This is a genomic window from Sphingobacterium sp. UGAL515B_05, from assembly GCF_033097525.1.
Classification (GTDB): domain Bacteria; phylum Bacteroidota; class Bacteroidia; order Sphingobacteriales; family Sphingobacteriaceae; genus Sphingobacterium.
In genome coordinates this window covers 1,684,306-1,704,699 of record NZ_CP109907.1, presented here as the reverse complement: position 1 = coordinate 1,704,699, position 20,394 = coordinate 1,684,306, and the positions used below count along the sequence as shown (strand labels likewise).

24 protein-coding genes are annotated in these 20,394 nt (G+C 41.4%); 16 read left to right on the top strand and 8 right to left on the bottom strand.

Going from position 1 to position 20,394, the window contains the following annotated elements:
- Positions 1-15: 15 nt before the first annotated feature.
- On the top strand, positions 16-936 hold the full coding sequence (locus OK025_RS06840; RefSeq protein WP_317668841.1) for a hypothetical protein: 921 nt from the start codon (positions 16-18) through the stop codon (positions 934-936).
- An 89-nt stretch (positions 937-1,025) separates the two neighbouring features.
- Here the strand turns inward: OK025_RS06840 and OK025_RS06835 are convergent, their stop codons facing one another.
- A complete protein-coding gene (locus OK025_RS06835) occupies positions 1,026-1,496 on the bottom strand; it encodes a Fic family protein (protein WP_317668840.1) in 471 nt (156 codons plus the stop codon).
- A 382-nt stretch (positions 1,497-1,878) separates the two neighbouring features.
- A complete protein-coding gene (locus tag OK025_RS06830) occupies positions 1,879-2,028 on the bottom strand; it encodes a hypothetical protein (RefSeq protein WP_317668839.1) in 150 nt (49 codons plus the stop codon).
- 287 nt (positions 2,029-2,315) lie between these two features.
- On the opposite strand from OK025_RS06830, the gene OK025_RS06825 reads away from it, so the two are divergent.
- Both OK025_RS06825 and OK025_RS06820 read left to right on the top strand, forming a co-directional pair.
- Positions 2,316-3,014: a hypothetical protein gene (locus OK025_RS06825; RefSeq protein WP_317668838.1), complete on the top strand. Its 699-nt coding sequence runs from the start codon at positions 2,316-2,318 to the stop codon at positions 3,012-3,014.
- A 34-nt stretch (positions 3,015-3,048) separates the two neighbouring features.
- Entirely contained in the window at positions 3,049-3,309 is a 261-nt protein-coding gene (locus OK025_RS06820) for a hypothetical protein (protein WP_248932871.1), read from the top strand.
- Between the two features lie 304 nt (positions 3,310-3,613).
- Here OK025_RS06820 and OK025_RS26755 read toward each other — a convergent pair whose 3' ends face one another.
- Together OK025_RS26755 and OK025_RS06815 are read right to left on the bottom strand one after the other, a co-directional pair.
- The gene (locus OK025_RS26755) at positions 3,614-3,829 is read right to left on the bottom strand and encodes a helix-turn-helix domain-containing protein (protein ID WP_411567690.1); all 216 of its coding nucleotides are present in this window, start codon (positions 3,827-3,829) and stop codon (positions 3,614-3,616) included.
- A 1-nt stretch (position 3,830) separates the two neighbouring features.
- Positions 3,831-4,676 carry a hypothetical protein gene (locus OK025_RS06815; protein WP_317668837.1) on the bottom strand — a complete coding sequence of 282 codons (846 nt, stop codon included), beginning with the start codon at positions 4,674-4,676 and terminating at the stop codon, positions 3,831-3,833.
- Between the two features lie 594 nt (positions 4,677-5,270).
- Here OK025_RS06815 and OK025_RS06810 point away from each other — a divergent pair.
- From OK025_RS06810 to OK025_RS06795, 4 genes are read left to right on the top strand one after another with little or no spacing between them, the layout of a single operon-like run.
- Positions 5,271-5,648 (top strand): hypothetical protein, encoded by a 378-nt coding sequence (locus OK025_RS06810; protein ID WP_317668836.1) that lies wholly within the window; start codon positions 5,271-5,273, stop codon positions 5,646-5,648.
- Between the two features lies 1 nt (position 5,649).
- A complete protein-coding gene (locus OK025_RS06805; RefSeq protein ID WP_317668835.1) occupies positions 5,650-6,276 on the top strand; it encodes a TlpA disulfide reductase family protein in 627 nt (208 codons plus the stop codon).
- A 43-nt stretch (positions 6,277-6,319) separates the two neighbouring features.
- Positions 6,320-9,475, top strand: coding sequence for a SusC/RagA family TonB-linked outer membrane protein (locus OK025_RS06800; RefSeq protein ID WP_317668834.1), 3,156 nt, complete (start codon positions 6,320-6,322; stop codon positions 9,473-9,475).
- Positions 9,476-9,491: 16 nt separating this feature from the next.
- Entirely contained in the window at positions 9,492-10,844 is a 1,353-nt protein-coding gene (locus OK025_RS06795) for a RagB/SusD family nutrient uptake outer membrane protein (RefSeq protein ID WP_317668833.1), read from the top strand.
- A 43-nt stretch (positions 10,845-10,887) separates the two neighbouring features.
- Here the strand turns inward: OK025_RS06795 and OK025_RS06790 are convergent, their stop codons facing one another.
- From OK025_RS06790 to OK025_RS06780, 3 genes are all read right to left on the bottom strand, one after another.
- Positions 10,888-11,277: a hypothetical protein gene (locus tag OK025_RS06790; protein ID WP_317668832.1), complete on the bottom strand. Its 390-nt coding sequence runs from the start codon at positions 11,275-11,277 to the stop codon at positions 10,888-10,890.
- Positions 11,278-11,384: 107 nt separating this feature from the next.
- Entirely contained in the window at positions 11,385-12,008 is a 624-nt protein-coding gene (locus OK025_RS06785) for a hypothetical protein (RefSeq protein ID WP_317668831.1), read from the bottom strand.
- Positions 11,998-12,150, bottom strand: coding sequence for a hypothetical protein (locus OK025_RS06780; protein ID WP_317668830.1), 153 nt, complete (start codon positions 12,148-12,150; stop codon positions 11,998-12,000). The genes OK025_RS06785 and OK025_RS06780 overlap by 11 nt, the downstream gene beginning before the upstream one ends.
- Before the next feature lie 167 nt (positions 12,151-12,317).
- Between OK025_RS06780 and OK025_RS06775 the strand changes: the two genes are divergently transcribed.
- The 9 genes from OK025_RS06775 to OK025_RS06735 all read left to right on the top strand — a co-directional run bounded on the left by OK025_RS06775 (position 12,318) and on the right by OK025_RS06735 (position 18,765).
- Entirely contained in the window at positions 12,318-12,443 is a 126-nt protein-coding gene (locus tag OK025_RS06775) for a hypothetical protein (RefSeq protein ID WP_262897523.1), read from the top strand.
- Between the two features lie 80 nt (positions 12,444-12,523).
- A complete protein-coding gene (locus tag OK025_RS06770) occupies positions 12,524-13,432 on the top strand; it encodes a hypothetical protein (RefSeq protein WP_317668829.1) in 909 nt (302 codons plus the stop codon).
- A gap of 86 nt (positions 13,433-13,518) precedes the next feature.
- Complete coding sequence (locus OK025_RS06765) at positions 13,519-14,577, top strand: histidine kinase (protein WP_317668828.1); 1,059 nt, start codon at positions 13,519-13,521, stop codon at positions 14,575-14,577.
- Positions 14,578-14,616: 39 nt separating this feature from the next.
- Positions 14,617-15,369, top strand: coding sequence for a LytTR family DNA-binding domain-containing protein (locus OK025_RS06760; protein ID WP_317668827.1), 753 nt, complete (start codon positions 14,617-14,619; stop codon positions 15,367-15,369).
- A 30-nt stretch (positions 15,370-15,399) separates the two neighbouring features.
- Positions 15,400-15,705 (top strand): MerR family transcriptional regulator, encoded by a 306-nt coding sequence (locus OK025_RS06755; RefSeq protein WP_317668826.1) that lies wholly within the window; start codon positions 15,400-15,402, stop codon positions 15,703-15,705.
- Between the two features lie 423 nt (positions 15,706-16,128).
- Complete coding sequence (locus tag OK025_RS06750) at positions 16,129-16,773, top strand: DUF6266 family protein (protein ID WP_317668825.1); 645 nt, start codon at positions 16,129-16,131, stop codon at positions 16,771-16,773.
- 84 nt (positions 16,774-16,857) lie between these two features.
- Positions 16,858-17,400 carry a DUF6266 family protein gene (locus OK025_RS06745; RefSeq protein ID WP_317668824.1) on the top strand — a complete coding sequence of 181 codons (543 nt, stop codon included), beginning with the start codon at positions 16,858-16,860 and terminating at the stop codon, positions 17,398-17,400.
- 28 nt (positions 17,401-17,428) lie between these two features.
- Complete coding sequence (locus OK025_RS06740) at positions 17,429-17,815, top strand: hypothetical protein (RefSeq protein WP_317668823.1); 387 nt, start codon at positions 17,429-17,431, stop codon at positions 17,813-17,815.
- On the top strand, positions 17,734-18,765 hold the full coding sequence (locus OK025_RS06735; protein WP_317668822.1) for a hypothetical protein: 1,032 nt from the start codon (positions 17,734-17,736) through the stop codon (positions 18,763-18,765). The genes OK025_RS06740 and OK025_RS06735 overlap by 82 nt, the downstream gene beginning before the upstream one ends.
- Before the next feature lie 84 nt (positions 18,766-18,849).
- Here OK025_RS06735 and gldM read toward each other — a convergent pair whose 3' ends face one another.
- Positions 18,850-20,385, bottom strand: a complete 1,536-nt coding sequence (gene gldM / locus OK025_RS06730) for a gliding motility protein GldM (protein ID WP_317668821.1) — start codon at positions 20,383-20,385, stop codon at positions 18,850-18,852.
- Between the last annotated feature and the right edge of the window lie 9 nt (positions 20,386-20,394).

Genomic DNA, 20,394 nt, shown 5'->3' with positions numbered 1-20,394 from the left:
ATTAAGACTCAAATTATGGGCGTACAGCACGGGTCTATGCCTTCAAAGAAGAGCGATGAACTTCTGAAGGCTATCTTTGAAGATAACTTTCCCGACTTTCTGCGGTTTATGTATCCCGAAGCAGAGGCGATCTTTGATTTCGATCGGGGATTGACGTTTATGGACAAAGAGTTGTTGGAGATCATCCCCGACCGTGAGCGTAAAAAAGGCAAGCGTATGGCGGATCTATTGGTGAAGGTGTTTTTGCGAGATGGTACGGAGAAATGGATCTTGATGCATACGGAAATAGAGGGAGGCAATGATCTGGGATTTTCACATCGGATATTTCAGTACCATTATCGTCTATTGGACCGATATCGAGTTCCAGTAGAGACGATAGCTGTTTTTACGGGCGATCGTAGCCAGCGGCGGCCCGCTATCTACAGTTATACATTATTCCGAACATCGTTGGAATTCCGTTATCTTAATTATCAGATCTTTGATCATAGCGAGGATGAGCTTCTTGTTATGGACAATATTTTTGCGTATATTGTATTAGCTTGTCAGAAATCCTTACAGGAAGATAAAGTTCCTGAAGAAGAGCTGGCGGAGCAGCGGAGTATAATTGCACGTACACTGATTCAGACGAATCGATACAGTAAAGATCGTATAATGAGCTTTTTAGTTTTTTTAAAGAGTTTTCTATTTATACGAGATAAAGAAATAAATAGTAAATTTGACCAATACATTTATCAAGTGACAGGAGGCACAATTGAAATGGGAGTAATTGAAACAATAAAAAAACAGGAACGAGAAAAAGGTCTTAAGACTGGCATTGAAAAAGGTAAGCGTGAAGAAGCTATTGCCATTGCACTAGAGTTTAAGAAAATGGGTTTACCTATTGCTGATATTGCTAAAGGCACCGGGCTTTCTATCGAAGAAATCGAAAAACTGTAATCAAATACTTTTAAAGTTTATAGATATTTATTTTCAGCCATTTACGAAAGGGAGTGGCTTTTTCAATGCTCTGATTTATATTGGGGTTTTTAAAATTCATTCCCTTCTAATGAAGACTCATTATCTTCTTGATTAGTAATTGTTTGTAAAGCACCTAAAATTTTAAGTTTCAGGGATTCATTATAATCGTCTTCAAATAAAATTGATTGAATTATTTCTTCCAAAAAATCACGGTAGATTATGTTGTCTGCAACGCAAACCGCTATATTTTCCATTTCCCTTATAAATTTCGTTACTATATGGTCGAAGCCATTTAGTTCTAAAAAACTAGCCCCAACTCCTATAGAAGTTCTTTTATTTCCATCATGGAAGGCATGTAATTTATTGATTGAAAACACCAAGTGGGTAAGTTTGTTCTCAAATTCTGGGTAATATAGATCGTCTTTCACCTTTTCTATTACGCTAGCAATATAGCCTATATTTTCTACTCCAGATAATCCGCCAGAAATTTTCTTCTTTGAATCAGAGATGTTGTTAAGTCGGATATCATGTGAAATCAATATTAGAATATAAAAATACTGTTAAAATATTGGAAAATAAGTTATTGTATCATTTGGTTGGGGGATGTCTCCGACATCTGTGTCGGTACATCAGTGTTTTTTAGTGTAAGATGCTTATTGTCAGATGATTAATTGGAGCGTAGTAACACTTCTATTCTTTTCCTAATGTGTATTTCGGCCAGCTAAAATGATATAGGAACAGTTTGCTGAAATTGAAAAGTTAAGAATAACTTTTTGCTGTTTGTTTTCCCCCCCCCGTTTTTGCGGCTATCCTAGCTTAGTCCAATTATTGGTCGCTTACTGTGCCAAAAAAGTTGGCTAAGGGACGCTTGCTAATCTATTTTACCTAATTAGAACAGAGAATGTTGCGTTGCGAAATCAATTAAGTATTTTTCTTCTTCACTTTTGGAATACTCTTGTCTTTCAATTCCTTGGCTTGGCGTCGCATTTTCTTTAAGGAAATGCTGGACTTGTTTGAGTTTGCTTGAACTGCCAATTGGTCCATATCCGAGAATGATATGTTGTAGTTCATCTTTAATATCCTTTATTTATATCTAGATCAAAGATTCGAATTTATATTCAAATTTGGGTTTGTTTCTATATGCCCCCTTCTAACGTAATCATTGGATGCTAACCTTTCCCGTAAGGGGAGATGGCTGGAAAGAATTTTAGAAACCTTTACTAGAGCATATAAGCTATTGCTAAAAGCTCCAGGTTTCATCAGTATTAGGATTAAACCGTCAAACAAAATGCTAATTTAATTAGTATTTTGTTTGACGGTTTCCTATCTTTGTGTTGTTAACCAGTTGATAAATAATTATGAGTCCAAGAAGAAGGCGTGTAGATGATCCCTTGTGGAAATCTATTTTGGAGCAAACATTTTCGCATTTTCTAAGATTTATCTTTCCGGATGCAGATGCTGTTTTTGATTTGAGCAGACCCTTTGATTATCTCGATAAAGAGTTTGAGACTTTGTTTCCTCCGGAAAACACCGGCAGGGGAGTGCGTTATGTAGACAAGCTTGTGAAGGTATTTTTAAATGATGGCCGTGAACAGTTTGTACTCTGCCATGTAGAGATCCAGAGCAATAAAGGCAGGGGTGATTTGGCCGAGCGCATGTTTCGCTATTTTTATAGAATATGGGATCGTTACAAGGTTCCAATTACAGCGATTGCGATCCTGGCAGATGAAAATAAAGGCTATCATCCTATGGTCTATAGCCAGCAATTTATGGGTACGTCATTGCGCTATGATTTTAACAGTTACAAGATCATGGATCAGGAAGAGTCGGTATTGCGATCAAATAAGAACCCATTTTCTGTGATTGTTCTTACTGCTCTTTTGGCCATTGTTAACAAGAAAGTAAGCGATGATGGATTGAAAGTGATCAAGCATGATCTCTATGATGAGATGATGAAAAGGGAGATGGATAAGGATACGCGACAAGGGTTATATGATTTTTTAACTTATTACGTAAGTTTTGATAATGAGGAAGTTTTGAGTATATTTCCTCAATAGATTAGTCCTTAATGGCAGAGGAGAGATCGATAAATTGCTTTTTGTAGGCAATTTATCTAAGTTTGAAGAAGAAATTAAAACAAAAATAGGAAGGAGCGATACTATGGGCACTCAAGAATATTTATTAGATAAAGCTGAAAAAAAAGGAATTCAGAAAGGTAAGATTGAAGGTAAGATTGAAGGTAAGCGCGAGGAAGCTATTGCCATTGCATTGGAGTTTAAGAAAATGGGTTTACCTATTGCTGATATTGCTAAAGGAACCGGGCTTTCTATCGAAGAAATCGAAAAACTGTAATCAAATACTTTTAAAGTTTATAGATATTTATTTTGAGCCATTTCCGAAAGGGAGTGGCTTTTTGATTATAGAAGGTTGACTCAACAAAAAATCCTCTTTTATAATCAATAAAAGAGGAACAATTTTAAATACTAACTATGTTATGAAAAAATCTTATTATTAATAATGAAGCGCCTTATTTATTAAGGCGCTTCGCTAGATGTTGGTATATTTCAACCGGCTGATCTAACATAGGAATAATTTTTTGGAATTGGAAAAATTAAAAAAAGTTTCAACTTGGTTTTTGCCGTTTTTGGGAGCTGCATTAGCTTAACCCAATTATTGGACGCTCTCCTTCGCCGTAAAAGTATTCGAAGAGTTGACTCGGCTTACATTTTAAAGCTTTAGAGAGACCATATATTTCATCTGCATAGAGCCCATTAAGTTCTCCCGAAAAAAGTCTATTAAATCTCTTTGCGATGATTTTAGAACTATCGCTAATTTGATTTTGACTATTTAAATAAGGATAAATATTACTCACTTTAAATGCCGTTGGAATTTAATAATTCTCTTCCCTTGCTCGTGATTCGGTATTTTTGTTTGCTACTGTTGGGCTTTTCTTCTGTTTGTTCAACAAGTTTTAGATTTTCTAAAACTTTGAGAGATCTTTGATGATTTTTATACGCATTTGTGTAATTTATTTTTTCGTATAGATTTCCTCTTGAAATGACTTCATTATTGAGGATTAGCAACATTGCGGCCATTCTGTCATAAGCTGGGGTTACTGAGTGGTTTAGTTCTGAATCAGTTAATTCCTCTAATTTTATGGTGAGTAGTGATAATTCTGACAGGATATTGTTACTCTTTTTTCTTGTTTTTCTGTAGGACCTTGGATTTACCTTTACATTTTCTATTTCAATCAAATGTTCTTCTGCAAGGCTGTCTAATGCCATTACAATTGCTTCATAGCTGAATGTCCAGTTGTATGTTTTTTGTAAAAAGGCTCTTATCTCACTAGTGTTTTTATAACTGTTAATAAAAGACGTCTGCATCATTCGGAACTCAATGGCTTTTCTAGGAAATGGCCTTTTATTAATATATTTTAGATATAAAATGTTGCCCCTATGTACTGCAAGCACATTTCTTCTTAAAATTTTCCAATTTGGAATATTATATTGTGAGCTATAAATTTTAGTCCTATTTATCTGATATAAGTAACATAGTTCATTAATCCATTTTTCGATGGATTTTTTATCGCCATTTTCAACCCTACGCAGAGTTGTTACTGGAATTGATGATAATTGGCTTACTTCTTTTGCGGTTAATAGGAGCGATTCTCTAGTCCATTTTAGCTTATTTCCAATTAAAATATATGAGCTTTCATTCATATATTAATTTACAGGTGATAGCTAAAAAAAACTCCACAAATAATTGGTTTTTATTTTAGTTTTAGCTATATTTGAGAAGTGATATGATAATATCACCTATACTTTGTTTTTGAACTGAAAAAGCTTCGCTCAACAGACCTAGGAAATCTTTAAGCACGCGAAGTGACAGTGAGAAGACGCCTGCATTTTGTATATTTGAAATACAGATGTAGGCTCTCTCCGTGTTGCGTGCTTGGGAATTTTGGTTCCTACCTCTCCTAGGGGGTGTTGGGCGCACGGAGGGAGCCTGCAAATAAGATCTTCTCTAAAGCTTTTATACTTAAAGCTGATATGAGTCACAAAAAACAGACAACAAAAAATCTTATTACTGCTCCCGAGTAGCTCGGCTAGCTAAGTCAAACATGATTTGACCCTACACTGCTATGGATTGCATCACGCCAATATGATAACCTTTGTGATAACTACTCAAATGCGATCTAGCTTCCCAATTAATTTATTGTTTACCTGACCTAAATAAGCTCAGGCCCCCAAAAAAGCTGATTTCGGTCGGATAGGGAGTGCTATGTGCTATGGTCAAAGCCAAAAACTAAACACATGAAAGCCATTTATGAAGATTTACTGCATCTTGACAGGCCATTCTACGAGATTCATGAAGACAGTTACGATCCATTGAAATGTATCGAAAGCTTTTGGGATAATTATCCGCTAGTCACGATACGCGAGTACCTCTATGCATTGGACCTCAAATGCAAAACCCTCGGCGAAGCTACCGAATGCAAATTAGAGGCTCTACAGCAAACGCTGTTTTTGGCCGATATTCTGCGTGCTTTTATAGCGTATTTCCTGACGCATACCAATCAGATTGATACAGGTCAAATAAAACTTTCAACATTGGAAGCCAATATGGAGGAGATCCGGCTAACAAGAAAAATTTACGATTTTTTTCAATCCATTAACCAACCAAAACCTTAAGATGATGAATTCAACACTATACAATTTATACAAGGCTTTTAAGAGCAAACGAGCACGAGCGATACTGCTGTTTTTGGTTTCTATGTTTAGTTTATCTGCTCAGACGCCCCGCAAGGACAGCGGGGCTAATGGGCTTCCTGCAATTGCAGCAATCAATGTAGGCGATCGGGTTCCTGAAGATTTTTATACCCGAAATTATAAAATTTACACGAATGGCAAGGCTACCACTACAGATCTAAAACATTTGAAAGGAAAGCTGATCATCTTGGACTTCTGGGCCTCATGGTGCGGAATGTGTCTAACCCAGATGCCGAAAGGGGAGAAGCTGAGTCAACGGTATGCTGATACGTTAGCTATGATACTTGTCAATACCAGACATCGCCGGGATGATCTCCAAAAAATTAAAAAGACCTACAACGAAACCTTATCTCGGATAGGAGGGAGCTCGCTACCCACTGTTTATGATGATGAATACTTGATACGCTTGTTCCCTCATGCATCAATCCCGAGATATGTATGGATCTCGCCACGCGGTACCGTGCTGGCAATTACAGGACATACATTCGTAAATAAAGAACAGATTGATGATGTAATCGACTTGTTGAGGGGGCAAGGTAATTATGAATAGATGGTTAACTTACGCGCTGTTCATTACATTATGCTTCATGCAGATGGAATTAAAAGCGCAGCACAACTATACTGGAACAGTAGTAGATGAGTCGGCCCACCCAATTGCTGGCGCAAGCATTACGCTGTTAAAAACGAAAACGCAAACGAGGACAGATCGCGAAGGAAAGTTTCAAGCATCGGCGACTGATCTTAGTGAACGGCTATCTGTCAGCTACATGGGGTATGAAACGCGTGTACTGGCGCTCACTGAATCCAAAAATAGGAACCTTTGGATCGTTCTTACCAAGAAAACCAATCAACTTGAGGAGGTGATGGTCGAGACTGGCTATCAGCGCATTCCCAAAGACCGTGCTACCGGGGCTTTTGCACAGGTAGATGATAAGATCATAACGCAGAGACTTTCATCGGGCAATATTCTTGACCGCTTGGAAGGGAATTTTTCAGCTCTGCAGATGGATCGGCGCGATGGTACCAATCAGATCAATATTCGTGGTATCAATACACTTTCCAGTGCGCTCATGGGACCACTAATTGTTGTCAATGATCTGCCTTTTGAGGGTGATATAAACGCGATTAATCCGAATGATGTGGAGACGGTTACGCTGCTTAAGGATGCGGCTGCCACCTCAGTCTGGGGGGCAAGAGCCGGGAATGGCGTTATCGTGATTAAACTCAAAAATCATAATAAAAAGAAAGGAACGGCGGTGGACTTTTCGTCTAATCTGACAATTGCCGCAAAACCTGACCTGATGTATTTACCTAAAATGTCTTCGGCAGAGTTTATCGATGTCGAAAAAAAGCTTTTTGATAAGGGGTTTTATAATACCATATTGAACGGTACTAATTCGAATAGGGGTATAGTTTCTCCAGTTGTAGACGGCCTGTATGATCTTTCCAAAGGAGTGGTCACGCAAGAGGAGATGGATGCGCGTATCGAACTATATAAGACGCAGGATTATCGAAAAGACCTGCTCCGGTACATCTATCGTAATGGTGTCTTAAGCCAAAATAATATTGCGCTGTCTGGCCGTGCTGAGCAGAGTGGATACCGAGTAGGGATCGGCTACGATAGAAATACACTCAGCAAAAGGGAAAGTAGTAATCAGCGGCTGGTGATCAATGGAACCTATCAGCTGAATTTTGGGAAACGCTTTAGGCTGGAGAGTAACTTGCTTTATTCAAATATGAAAAACAGCTATAATCCGGACCTCATTGATTATCCAATAGCTGTCGGCGGGGGGAGGACAAATCTATACCCTTACGCACAGTTGATGGACGATGCCGGAAATCCGCTGGCGATTCCATCACAATATAATTTTAGGTATATGGAGTCCGTAGCTACGCGCAATGAAGGGCTGTTGGACTGGTTTTATCGACCTTTGGACGAATTTGGTACATCCAGAGCCAATAATAATACCAATTATTGGAATGCAGGGCTTAAGCTGTCGGTCAAACTGTGGAATAGTCTGGAGATTACTGGCCAATACGGCTTTGAAGGTCAATTGGGTGCGAATCGAAACTTACGCGGACAGGAGTCTTTCTTCACGCGGGATCTGATCAACCGTTTTACGCAGATCGATAATGGGACGGTAAAACGGATTGTGCCGTTGGGAGGGATACTGACAAATGGTAACAATGATTTCACCAGCCATAAAGGAAGAGTACAGCTAAATCTTGCACACAAATGGAGTGACCTACATGAACTGAATTTCTTTGGCGGCGCTGAAGTGTCGGCACGGACGGAAGAAAGCAGTCTGTTTACAACCTATGGTTTTGATGAAAATCTGTACAATAGCCAACTGATAGATCCGATAAACGCTTATCCGATCTATGATGGTCTGAGTGGATTGAGCCGTATTCCCTATACAAACGGGTTTGATAAACGAATGCGTCGATATGTATCGCTATTTGGGAATGCTTCCTATACCTACAGGGGGCGTTATATCTTTTCGGTGAGCGGCCGAAAAGATGCCTCTAACCTTTTCGGCGTAAATGCCAACAACAAATGGAATCCTTTGTGGTCGGCTGGACTGGCCTGGAAGCTGTCGGACGAAGCGTTCTTCCCGAAGAATAAAATGGTTAACAGCTTGAAGCTGCGGTCTACATTGGGGCATAGTGGCAATTCGGGTGGTATGACAACCAGTTTGCCTATTATCAGTTATATGTCGGGACTCAATACAGATGTTAGCACTTTTCCGCGTGCTATCGTCTCGTTGCTGCCCAATCCATCGCTCCGTTGGGAAGATGTCCGGATGTTCAATGTAGCGTTGGACGCTGCCTTGTTCAATAATCGGATTATGCTTTCCGCGGATGCTTATTTTAAAAAGTCGACGGACCTTTTTGCTTCGGATCCCATCGACCCGACTTATGGTTTTAGTACTGTGCGAAGGAATGTGGCTATTGCTTCGGGGAGGGGTATTGATATTGATCTCAATGCAAAAATATTGGATGGTAACTTTAAATGGAACGCAAAGGTGCTATTTACAATCAATAAGGATAAAGTGGACAAGTATTACGGCGGTACCTGGCGTGCTTTGACCTTTACAGCTTATTCTGGGCGAAATGTTTCTCCAGTCGAAGGTAAGGCGCTTTATCCTGTATTCTCTTACCGCTTTATGGGGCTTGATCCTGAAAATGGCGATCCGCAGGGATCGCTGCAAGGCGCTATTTCTAAGGATTATACCAAAATCCTGGCAGACTCTATCCAAAATCTGGTGTACCACGGTTCGGGAATCCCGCCATATTATGGATCGCTCAACCAAACTTTTAGCTGGAAATCCTGGCTCTTGAGCGTTAATATCGCCTACAAGTTTGGCCACTTCTTCCAAAAGGAGACCATCCGTTATCTGGATCTTTTCAATGGTTGGCGCACGCATGGAGATTATTCCAAACGGTGGCAGAATCCGGGAGATGAATCGCAAACAACCGTTCCATCGATGACTTATCCGGCCAATTCAAACCGCGATGATTTCTATGCTTACTCGGAAGCCAATATTGGTAAGGGGGATATTATACGCTTGCAGGATATTCGTTTACAATATCAATGGCAGCTCCTGAAGAAGTTTCCCGTACAGATTTATGCTGCGGCCAACAATGTAGCGCTGCTATGGAAAGCCAACAAATGGGGCATAGACCCCGATTTTAACAATATGCCTCCTGCGCGAAATTACAGCTTGGGGTTATCAATTCATTTTTAATAGAAAGGAAGAAATTATGAAAAATATGATGTGGATAGGCATCTTCCTATGGAGCCTTTGCTGCCAGTCTTGCACTAAATTTTTGGACGAAAAGCCGCAGTTGTCTGCAGCAGCTCCCAACAAGGAAGAGGATCTAAGGGCGCTCTTAGACTTTGAGTCTCAGATCAATCTATATTATCCGGGACTGATCGAATTGGGGACAGATGACTATTATCTGAACAATGATACCTACAATAATATGCTGGCCAGTTTTCAGGAGGCTTATCGATGGGATAAAGAAATGATCACAACGGATGTCGCCTATTGGAGAGCATGTTATAATACTATTATGATCGCCAATATTGTGCTGGAAGGTGTTGAGCGTCTGAAGCCGATCAAAAACAAAGATATTGAGGGCGAAGCTCTATTCGTCCGAGGGCTGGCACACTTCTATGCGGCTCAGTTGTATTGCCCGCTTTATGATGAGGCTGCGGATAGCCGTTTTGGGCTGCCGATACGGTTGACTTCTGATTTTAATATTCCTGTTACACGTGCTACGGTACATCAAACGTACAAACAGATTATTGATGATATCAAGGGGGCAATCCCGTATTTGAGGGATCAGGCCGCTGAGATTAATCGACCTGGCAAACGAGCAGCGTATGCGGCATTGGCAAGAATATATCTGAGTATTGCAGACTATGAGCAAGCACGGTATTATGCCAATGAATGCCTGAGAATAAATGCAGATTTGATGGATTTTAATACCATTGATGCTAAGCTCAATTATCCCATTACGCCAAAAAATTTAGAAATGATCTACTATGGATCGACTATTTCGGGGAGTGCTGCACTGAACAGTAGCCGGGCCAGAATACCTATGGAAGTATATAACCTATTTGATGCTAATGATCTCCGCAAGGTCATTTATTTTAAATCGGTGAATGCAACGGAATATGCTTTCAAAGGTTATTACTCTGGACGTTCGGCTACTTATTTTGCGGGTTTTGCCAATGATGAGCTTTTTCTGATCCGTGCAGAATGCAATGCCCGTTTAGGAGCTACGGAGGCGGCCTTGGTCGATATCAATAAACTGTTGGAACATCGGATCCGAAAGGGCTCATTTGTCGCATTGAAATTATCTAATCCGGAAGATTTATTGCGCTTGATCCTAAATGAGCGCCGTAAGGAAATGTTATTTCGGGGTGTAAGGTGGTCAGATTTGAAGCGATTGAATCTCGACTCCAACCATGCCGTAAATTTAGTACGGGAGGTCACAACTAATGGGGAGACAAAACGATACGAGCTACCGGCTAACGATGCCCGTTATCTATATCCCATTCCAGCCGAAGTGATTAGTCAAAGTGATATTGAACAAAATCCGAGGTAAGAAACGGAAGCAGGCTTCCGATGGGGGAAGCCTGCTTTTTTGTTTACTGGTTGGAGCGAAATGCTTGTACGGTAGTGTTGGTGTTAGAACTGGATACTGCATCTTCAATCTGATCCTCAACTGTCACGCCGGGTGATACTTGATGCGACAAATCGGGCTGACCCGAACCGTTGTCTGGTGCTTTGATTGAACAGATCTCCTGGTTATCATCACCACACTCATATTTAGGTGTCAACGCATAATTCGCTGGATTGGTTGGATCTGAATTGACCAGTTCATTATTGTACCAAGTCGGATCTTCAAGTGATCTTGATACTTTTTTCTCAATTTTCACTTCTTCCTTTTCGGTGAAACTTTGGGCTCCATAAGCGAGGCCCAATCCTAATACTGCTAATGTGCCGGCACGTAGCCAGCTGTTTCTTTTTGTAAGCATAAGCTTAAAGTTTAGTTTATAAAATGTTTATTAAAGCCAGCACGTTCGCTGCCTCTAATACAAAGTTGCATGCAAAATAAATCTGATATAGGCCTGTACCATAGGAGCTATTTTTGAGCATATTTGCCCGTGAGCAGAAAATACTGAGCCTGCTGCACCGTGTGGCGGGAGATGCCGAGCAGATCTGCCTGCTCAATTTGAGTGGTCGCAGCTTTAATTTCGGGCAGCAACCGTGCAAAGTTGAGGTAGCGCTCAAAAGGAGAATAGCCCAAGGTGGCCTGTCTAAGCAATACCAGCTGCCTTTTCTTTTTATTGCCCAATATGTCAATCAATGTATCGATGGATTTTTCCTGTTCCTGAAACTGCCGAAGTACCGAATGCGGGATCGCAATAATAATTCCCGAACGGAGTGCTACTATACGCCCGCTGTGTAGATGATGTGTATAGAGGTGATTAGTCGTCATTAAAGCCATGTTTGGAATAGCCAGGCTCATAATCCTGCGCTTGCCGGTTTCAGTATTTTCTTCGACCCGCGCCAAGAGACCTTTCGCGACAAAAAAAGTCATCTCCGAATGACGGTCAGCTGAGCTGAGCTGTTCGCCTCGTTTGACAATCTTGACTTTGAGGTTGTCCTTTACCCACTGATAGTGGAAATGATCTATTGCGTGATATTTTCCCCAAAAATCAAATAATAGTTTGAATCCCGCCTTGGGGTTATGCTTAATTGACATAATAAAGTTTTTTTGGTTTATCTGGCTTACTGTCAATAATATATGTTGCGCTAACAAAACTACGATGATTTAAAATCATTGAAGAAACTCCCCCTATAAAGCCTTTTGCTTCTGGTAAAACCTCATTTGCTCCCTCAATCATCTGCAAAATGGAAAGTTTAGGAACCAAATGGTAGATGAGGGCGATGCCCTTTAACTCTCCAATTATTAGTTGAATTTTTACTCCCGATCGATCCACAGTCTTCAGTGCCTGAAGCCGTAAAGCTGTTGCGAGAACAGCCTATGGTTTTATTTTTTACGAGAAACAACGTGGAAATAACAACACTATTGGCCCAATTTGGTCTATACAATCCGCAACCTCTGAGCATCACCGACCTGATGTTAGGTATTGATGAAGAGGAAGATGGAGGGAAATGCAATATCGTTTTCCCTTAAGAATATCAAGATAATTGAGTATGCTGTGCCTTATCCTTAGGCATGGCATATTCCCAATGTTAACCCTAACGTATTTTTATATGCAATTTAATTGGAAAGCCGCCATGAACGGATATACCCAAAAGGACTGGCGGGACTTTGTTTTTTTCTCGGCCAATGTGCAACATCTTTTGGGTATCCATCAGCTCGATATCCAGCAAAATCTACACCGTGCGGCGATCAATTTCTCAAGGCGGCAGGCAGAAACGGACGCCACTAAATTTCAGTTCGAGAGCAAAACCTATTGGATTTCTCCGGAGCGCGCTCAATTTATTCTAAGTTTTCATTTTGGCTACTATCGGGCTGTTCCTGCCTTTTTGGTTCAGCGCGGCTATAAACTTTGTATTCCTGTGGCTAAAGAGGTCATGTTGCAGCAGTCACAGCATTACGCCGCTCTGCTCGGTGACCGCTGGCAAAAACAGGTTATATTGCTGGAAGCCGAGGATCCTTATCTTTTCTTTAAGTTACGGCAGCAGATGGATCTTGGCTATCACATATTCTGTTACCTGGACGGTGGCGTGAGTGCTGCAAAAGATTTCCGGACGCAAAAATTAAGCGAAATCCCTTTTCTAAATGGCAGCATTAAGATAAAGCATGGGATTCTACATATGGCTTTTTTACTTCAAAAAAATATAACAGTTTTAATTGCCAAAGTAGCGGCAGAAAATGAGCCCATTGTTATTTGTGAATTGAGTCATTGGTTTGAAAACTGGTTTCCGAGCGCCATGCAGTTTACGGACTATTTTAGCCGCATCATTTATGAGGATTTTGAGGAAGCTTTATTAGAATATCCGGAGGCCTGGGAGGCCTGGTTCTACCTGCACAAGACCATGTTGCCAAGCTCGAATGAAGCAAATTGGTCGGCAACTAATCGTATAATTTCTTTTAGGAACAAAGAGAAACAGCTGCTGTTTGATAAGTTTACTTACCTGAGCTATCTCTTACCCTGAACTATTTTTTGAAAAATTGATCTAAATACTTGTTTAAACATATTTATATAATTATCTTTAGATTATCAATTATAAACCAATAATATATGAACGGGTTCTTTAAAGGAAAGTGGATGATGCACTTCTGTTTTTGGTTAGTCTATAGTTTTTATTTTTTTGTCGTAAACGCACTTGGAAATTCAAGGTTGAGCTTAAAGGCGTCTCTGGTCACGGTATTTTATTGTGCATTCATCTTCTACACGGTGTATCTGATCTTGATGTATGTTTTCGATAAGGGACATATACTTGGAACCGTATTGTTGATGGGCGGATTTTATTTACTCTCCGGATTTCTGGTATACTACGAGCTGTATGGAAGATTTGGAATGGAGATTATAAACAATAGGTATGTCATCACTAAACACGCTTTTAGTTGGGCAAAGTATATCCAGACCTTTTTCGTGATGCACAGTAATTATACGGACATGGCGGTGGGTTATTACTACTATAAGAGTAAGCTTCGCGAATCTAATGAGAAACTTGAAGCAGTGAAAGCACGTCTCGATGCAGAATCTAGCATGAAATCTTTTCAGTACACAACCTTATCTGCACAGGTACATCCGCACATGATGGCGAATATATTTAGTTATTTAAAAAATAAGGTGGATCCCTATGATCGTAGATTGGGCATGCAGCTAGCGGAAATTTATCGCTTAATGAAATTTTATATGGAAGCCCATCAGGTGGATGGTGCAACCCATATTTTGTTAGCGGATGAAGTGGCAGCACTGGAGCAGTACCTGTCCATACAGGAGAAAGTCGAACCGAATCCTTTTTACATAAAGCTTTCCTACTCGGGTAACCTGATGCGATTTAGTACTGCGCCTACACTTTTGCAGACATTGGCTGGTAACTTATTTAAGCATGCGGACTTGTGGGATAAAGACCACCCGGCGAAAATCGATATTCTTGTCGGCCATGCCGGTTATCGGATTACGGTTCAAAATAAAAAACGAAGCGGTCCTCAAATCATGCCAAGTCATGATGTAGGACTTCGGAATATACGAACACGCATGGAATATCTCTTTGGAGCGGATTTTTCGATGGAAGAACATCAAGATGCTGATCATTATGAACTTACGCTATATGTGCAGCGCTATAGATAAAAAGGAATATAAAAAGGAACATAAAAATGGCGGAAAAATATGAATAGAATATGGATTGGAATCATCATCGATGACCAGAAACCGCATATAGATCATCTGCTTGGTATGGTCGAAGAAATTGGCTACGTACAGATTGCCAAAACGTTTAGTGATCCGCAGGAAGCCCGGATTTTTCTACGTGCCAACAAAGTGGATTTTATGATTCTCGATGTGGAGCTCGGAAGAATCAACGCTTTTGATTTTTTGAGGACATTGCCAAGCTCAAATCTAAAAACGATACTGTATACGGCACACCGCCAATACGAAGATCCGGGATATGATCTCGGTGTCGTTGATGTGTTGCTCAAAGAGGTGTCTAAGAGTCGTTTCTATGCGGCACTGCGCCGCGTGGATGAAGCGCTCGGTAGATTGATCCCAGTATCGGATCACGATTCACTGGAAAATTATACCTATTATTTTATGATCAAAGGGCCGGTGCGTTATCAGCGTACCGAGGTCCGGATGAAAGAACTCGTGTATGTCGAAAGTGCCAATGGCCAGGTTAAATTTCACATGATCGGCAATAAAATCCTGACCTGCGGCAGTACTATGCGGGAAGTACTGGGGCGATTGCCGGTGAAGTGGTTTATGCAATGCCATCAGAGCATTGTTCTTAATATCAATTTTTTTTACAGCTATGGAGTCGGTGGTGTACTGATGACTGAAGGAACAAAAAATACACTTCCCGTCGGTGATAAAAAACTGTATCCGGACTTCTTTAACTTTATTAATTCCAATACGCTTGGCGGATAATCCCATTTGCCATTATAGACAATTAAAAATATGAGAAAAAATTCGTACAACAACACAAGCCCAAAGACAGATGGGCATCTTTTGCAGGCTTTGCATATACTTTTTATAGAAATACAAAAATTGAAAACAGCAGTGCTGGATAGCATCCAGACTGCCGATACCAATGTGGAACTGCGTGACACAGCATTTGTCAAAGACACGGTAGGCGTATCGGACCGCACGTTGTTGCGGTATCAAAACTTAGGCCTCATTCGGGTACATCAGCGCGATAAAGGGGGGAAGAAGTACTTTAAACTTGACGATGTGTTGCGGCTCAAACGTTACCTGAATGGTTGATTTTTAAACTGCGGCGAAGTTCTTGGCCATCCTGCCGGGATTCGCTTCTGCTCTTGTTTCCTTCTGCCGTAGGCTTTCTTCGTACCTGTCATGCCCTTCGCTCACCAATATTCCTAGTTAACTCCTAGTTGAGACCTTGTGTTTACCTAGCAAACTAGGTCTCAACTAGGGGATTCATCGGTATTTGATAAGTCAATCCCCACTGGAGGCCATAAGCAATCCGGTAGCAGATCATTGTAGGGTTTTCTACTTATCGATTGGCGGCCTTCGGACAATTGATAGGTCATCAGCGGACAAGCGTCGGACAATCTTTTTTGTGTTGTATTTTTCTGTTAATGAATGTTTTATGTTTGTTCTGTCAAGCGAAAATACCGGTATAAAAAATCTTGGCGATTTATTTTTTAATCCTTAAAATTTTTAAAAATGGGAACAATTGTAAATGGAGCAAATGGTGGCTTCAGTGGTAAGGCCGGCTCGGTGATCGGTGCCAGCTGGAAGAGTATCAACTATATCAGAGGGCTCGCTAAAAAAAGCAATAAGCCGTATACGGAAGCACAACTGATCGTACAGACGCGATTTAAGACGTTGATGCGTTTTCTGCTGCCGATCAATAATTTTCTAAAAATCGGTTTTGGCCAGAAAAAAGCAGATCGTCTTACCCCGCTCAACTATGCTTTTCAGCTCAATCAGGATCTGGCTATTCAGGGTGTCTATCCTGATCTGAGCTTGGACTATAGCAAGATCAGAATTGCGGACGGGCTCTACGGTGGTGGCGGAACGGTAGAAGCTGGTTTTAATGCGGATGAGATCACCGTGGCTTGGTCGACGGGCAATAACGATGTCTACGAAACACAGGGAGACGATCTCTTTTATGTGATCTGTTACCATCCGGCAAAGGATGAATTCATGACTTCGCCAACTTTGCCGAAAAGGCAAGATGGGGTGGTCACATTTGGAGTACCTGAGCATCTGTTGGGTGATGCTGTACATATCTGGTATTTTATGTCCGACCGGACAAAGACCAAAATCAGCAGAAGCAGTTATCTCGGTGAAATAATGCTTGCCTAAGATGTAGAAAATCACCAAGGGCAGGCCTGCCCTTGGTACATTTTGATATCGAGAAAAGGATATTATTCATTAATACAATTTCAGATGAAAAAAAGAAAAAAAAGTAAAACAATAGGTATGCTGCTGACGCAGCAAAAGTTTTATCTGGCCAGCCAATATCTCTTGCCACTGGCTTCGATTATTAAAGAGGGATTTGCACAGTATGTACGCCGGGAAAAAGCAAAACATCTTTCTGCACGCAATCTGGCGATGGCGCATGCGGTCAAATATGCGGTCAAAGGTAAATACCCGAAGCAATATATTGATCCTGCTCTCATTCTGCTTTCCGATGGTTCCGTACAGGGGATAAGTGTAGAGAACATGGCGCTGGATGATAATGGATTGTGGCTGGACTTTGACGGTGGTGAGATTACGGCCATGAACCACGATGACGAGCTGCTGTTGGTGGCTTATGATCCGATTGCCGGGGTTGCTATCCGCAATGAGGGTTTGGTTACGCGCTCGAGTTCAGGCTTAAGACTCGAACTGCCTGATTACATGCAAAATGTCCGACTTGATGTCTTTATCTTGGTGCGCGACCGGAATCGAAACCGCTATTCGCGCAGTCAATATGCGGGAAACGTATAACAATTTTCTATCATTAAATTATATCACTATGAACAGTGTAGAAATAAAAGGACCATGGTATGGTCTAACACAAAAACTGCCAATCGAGCCCAAGTACTTGCTCGGTATTGTCAGCATATTATTGGTCATTATTTTCCTATTTGTTGGAAGTATCTTGCAGTTTTTCGACCCGGCATCAGCTGCGCTCGATCTGGGGGTACTGTCCCTGTTGTATTTTGGGCTAATGGCCGGAATGGTCTTTATCTGTTGCTGCACCTGGTTGCTGGAATACCTCTGGAGACCCTTCAAATATTATAGACAGGATATTTATTATCACTTTAATCAATTAAACTCATGGCAACAATCCATTCTTTATTTCTCGGTCTTCTTTCTATTGCTCTTTGCATTTCTCCTGCTACTGGAAATGCTGTTTTAGACGGAAGTTGTAACAATGATTATGCTCGTGTGCGTAATACTGATCTGCTGAGACGGCAGATTGATGAAATCGCAGCAAATGAAATTGGCGTAAGGGAGACAGGGGGTGAAAATAAGGGCCCCGAGATTTCGAAGTACCTTGCTTATGTCGGGCTAGGTGATGGCTATGAATGGTGTGCCGCATTTGCCAGCTGGTGTTATGGTCAGGCTGGTCTTTCCATACCGCGCAGTGCATGGAGCCCCGCGCTCTTTCCCAAAGCGCGTCGCTATAGCAAAGCACAGCTATTGGAAGGAATTGTGCGGCAAGCCGATTTGTTTGCGATCTATAGCAGCCAATTAAAACGGATCCATCATGTTGGCCTAGTTAAAGTTATACAGGGATCCATGTTGATTTCGGTAGAAGGCAATAGCCATGACCGGGTAGAATCGCGGCGGCGCCCCTTAAAACCATTTATGCCATTGCAAATTGGATCGATTGAGGAGGGCACTGTCATGAATAAATATCTAATTTCGGTTGTTGGAAACCTCCTGTTTTTCCTCTTCATCATCAGTACTGCTGTAGTCGTCAGTTGTAGCGTTTTCCGTGGAAAGCAGCAGCTGGAAGAAAATTCTACGCAGCGTTATAGTCAATATGAACATTGGGATCAGGCCTATCATCAGAAACAGCAGGATAGTTTATCTTCTTATTGGTATTTTAGTACGGATAGTCCATTGTGGTTTCACCCGGATAATGGAATATGGGCCAAGGGCGGAAGACTTTTCGCAGATCAGTCGAACATAAAGCGAAAGGAAGAGAATTTGCAGCTTCAGCAGGCCAATAGAAAGGAGGCAAGCGCTTCGGATTCGCGTGTGGAGCGGGAAAATAAAGTCGTATCAACTGAGATCTTTGCTATAGGGGTCGTTATGCTAGCTGGTTTAGGTTATTGGACCTGGTGGCGGCGGAGGAAGTAGGTTTTTAAGGTGTGTCGTAGCTGAAAAAAGCCCTGCTCTTTCTGGGAGCAGGGCTTTTTATGTAGCAGATGTAGGTCAGTTATATTAATTTGCTGTTAAAGCAACTGCATTGAGCTGTCTGGAAGTCCCATCTGGGCCCACGGCAACAATATTGTCGAAGATAACGCGTGTGCCTGGTACAATACCATTAAGGGCTGAAGACATGGCCGAACTCAGCTGGCCTCCAGAAGTCGATAACACAATGGCATCCGCGCGTGGTTTAGCAATAATCATGGTAAATTTGGTGACCCTGAAGGTTGCATCAAAGTCAAAGTTATCCAGTTTTGCAAAAAGAGCATTCTGCGCTTTAAGTGCTACCGTAGCCATTGAACCACCTGTTTTACCGGCAAACTTGGCAATAGGATCCGGAATCCGTTTCACACGGAATTCTGTCGAACTCAGGGTCTGTGTTTTTCCAGGTGCTACCTCTGCGGATACTGAAATATGTGCTGTACCCGGTGAACTTACCTTCACATTATATTTACCGCCACCAGCACTTGAAATACTACCGCCACTCATGCTGACACGGATTTTATCGGTAGATGTACCCGGAGCTGATACTGAAATAGGATTGTTGACACCGATATACAGTACATTCATTTTGTCTGGTGATACCACTGCCGAAGGACGAGCTACTTGGTAGGTCTGTACAGGGGTACGATATTCTTTATAAGATCCGTCGGTTTGTTTTACTTTGATCACACCGGTCCAGGTATAGATACCTTCCCGACTGGTGTTGACCGAATAAACACCTTTTCCATCCACCACCTGCAGTGATGATCCATTAACAGAAATGGCCGGTTCAGATTTGGAATCAGATGCCGTCAGAAATACTTCGGCTTTATAGGGCTGTCCTTGCACCAAATAAGATGTGGGAGCTACAGCAACCGCTGCAAATTTATCGAGGTTCACCACGGCCTGATCCATTTTGCCTAAGATGAGCTTCACCACGTCAGATTCTGCATTTTGTGCATCTGTCTGAATTTTGGTTAAAATAGTCATCGCTGCGGTCAAAGGTGTGCCACTGCCGAAATTAATTTCTTCCCAGGATTTTTTACCGTTTACAGATTTCTCGGGATCTTTCGCCTCCAGAGAGAACGAAACCATTTTTTGTTCTTCAGGTGTAAGTAGGGCCAACAGTTTAGTACGTGTTGTATTGATTTTATCTTTTAAAATAGTTCCTTTTTTCTCATTGATCATGAGGTTGGGGGAGATATCCTCGTTTTCACGTTGGGCCAGATCGCCTTTTTCTTCATCGTATCCACCACCTTGTTTAACGAACTCTTCTTTTAAAGAACCTATATATTGATTGAGTTCTCCAATAATAGCCTGCGCTTTTTTTGCCTTGTCGTAGATCGGTTTGGCACGTGCGGGTTCTTCTTTTAGTTTGGTGTTTTCGAACGCTGTGAACAGTTGTTGAACGGCTGTGCTGACATTCGATTTGGATGTTTCGAGACTGTTGTTGATATTTTTGAATGCATCCAAGATGGAATCCGGTACATTGAGCGCCAATAAGGCGAGCAAGACCAGATAGAGGATGCCAATCATCCTTTGTCTTGGAGTTTCTCTTCCTAATGCCATTTTTTTTGA

Coding starts and splice junctions, on each gene's coding strand:
- OK025_RS06840 (WP_317668841.1), top strand. CDS start 16: ATGGGCGTACAGCACGGGTCTATGCCTTCAAAGAAGAGCGATGAACTT.
- OK025_RS06830 (WP_317668839.1), bottom strand. CDS start 2,028: ATGAACTACAACATATCATTCTCGGATATGGACCAATTGGCAGTTCAA.
- OK025_RS06825 (WP_317668838.1), top strand. CDS start 2,316: ATGAGTCCAAGAAGAAGGCGTGTAGATGATCCCTTGTGGAAATCTATT.
- OK025_RS06815 (WP_317668837.1), bottom strand. CDS start 4,676: ATGAATGAAAGCTCATATATTTTAATTGGAAATAAGCTAAAATGGACT.
- OK025_RS06810 (WP_317668836.1), top strand. CDS start 5,271: ATGAAAGCCATTTATGAAGATTTACTGCATCTTGACAGGCCATTCTAC.
- OK025_RS06805 (WP_317668835.1), top strand. CDS start 5,650: ATGATGAATTCAACACTATACAATTTATACAAGGCTTTTAAGAGCAAA.
- OK025_RS06800 (WP_317668834.1), top strand. CDS start 6,320: ATGGAATTAAAAGCGCAGCACAACTATACTGGAACAGTAGTAGATGAG.
- OK025_RS06795 (WP_317668833.1), top strand. CDS start 9,492: ATGAAAAATATGATGTGGATAGGCATCTTCCTATGGAGCCTTTGCTGC.
- OK025_RS06790 (WP_317668832.1), bottom strand. CDS start 11,277: ATGCTTACAAAAAGAAACAGCTGGCTACGTGCCGGCACATTAGCAGTA.
- OK025_RS06785 (WP_317668831.1), bottom strand. CDS start 12,008: ATGTCAATTAAGCATAACCCCAAGGCGGGATTCAAACTATTATTTGAT.
- OK025_RS06780 (WP_317668830.1), bottom strand. CDS start 12,150: ATGATTGAGGGAGCAAATGAGGTTTTACCAGAAGCAAAAGGCTTTATA.
- OK025_RS06770 (WP_317668829.1), top strand. CDS start 12,524: ATGCAATTTAATTGGAAAGCCGCCATGAACGGATATACCCAAAAGGAC.
- OK025_RS06765 (WP_317668828.1), top strand. CDS start 13,519: ATGAACGGGTTCTTTAAAGGAAAGTGGATGATGCACTTCTGTTTTTGG.
- OK025_RS06760 (WP_317668827.1), top strand. CDS start 14,617: ATGAATAGAATATGGATTGGAATCATCATCGATGACCAGAAACCGCAT.
- OK025_RS06755 (WP_317668826.1), top strand. CDS start 15,400: ATGAGAAAAAATTCGTACAACAACACAAGCCCAAAGACAGATGGGCAT.
- OK025_RS06750 (WP_317668825.1), top strand. CDS start 16,129: ATGGGAACAATTGTAAATGGAGCAAATGGTGGCTTCAGTGGTAAGGCC.
- OK025_RS06745 (WP_317668824.1), top strand. CDS start 16,858: ATGAAAAAAAGAAAAAAAAGTAAAACAATAGGTATGCTGCTGACGCAG.
- OK025_RS06740 (WP_317668823.1), top strand. CDS start 17,429: ATGAACAGTGTAGAAATAAAAGGACCATGGTATGGTCTAACACAAAAA.
- OK025_RS06735 (WP_317668822.1), top strand. CDS start 17,734: ATGGCAACAATCCATTCTTTATTTCTCGGTCTTCTTTCTATTGCTCTT.
- gldM (WP_317668821.1), bottom strand. CDS start 20,385: ATGGCATTAGGAAGAGAAACTCCAAGACAAAGGATGATTGGCATCCTC.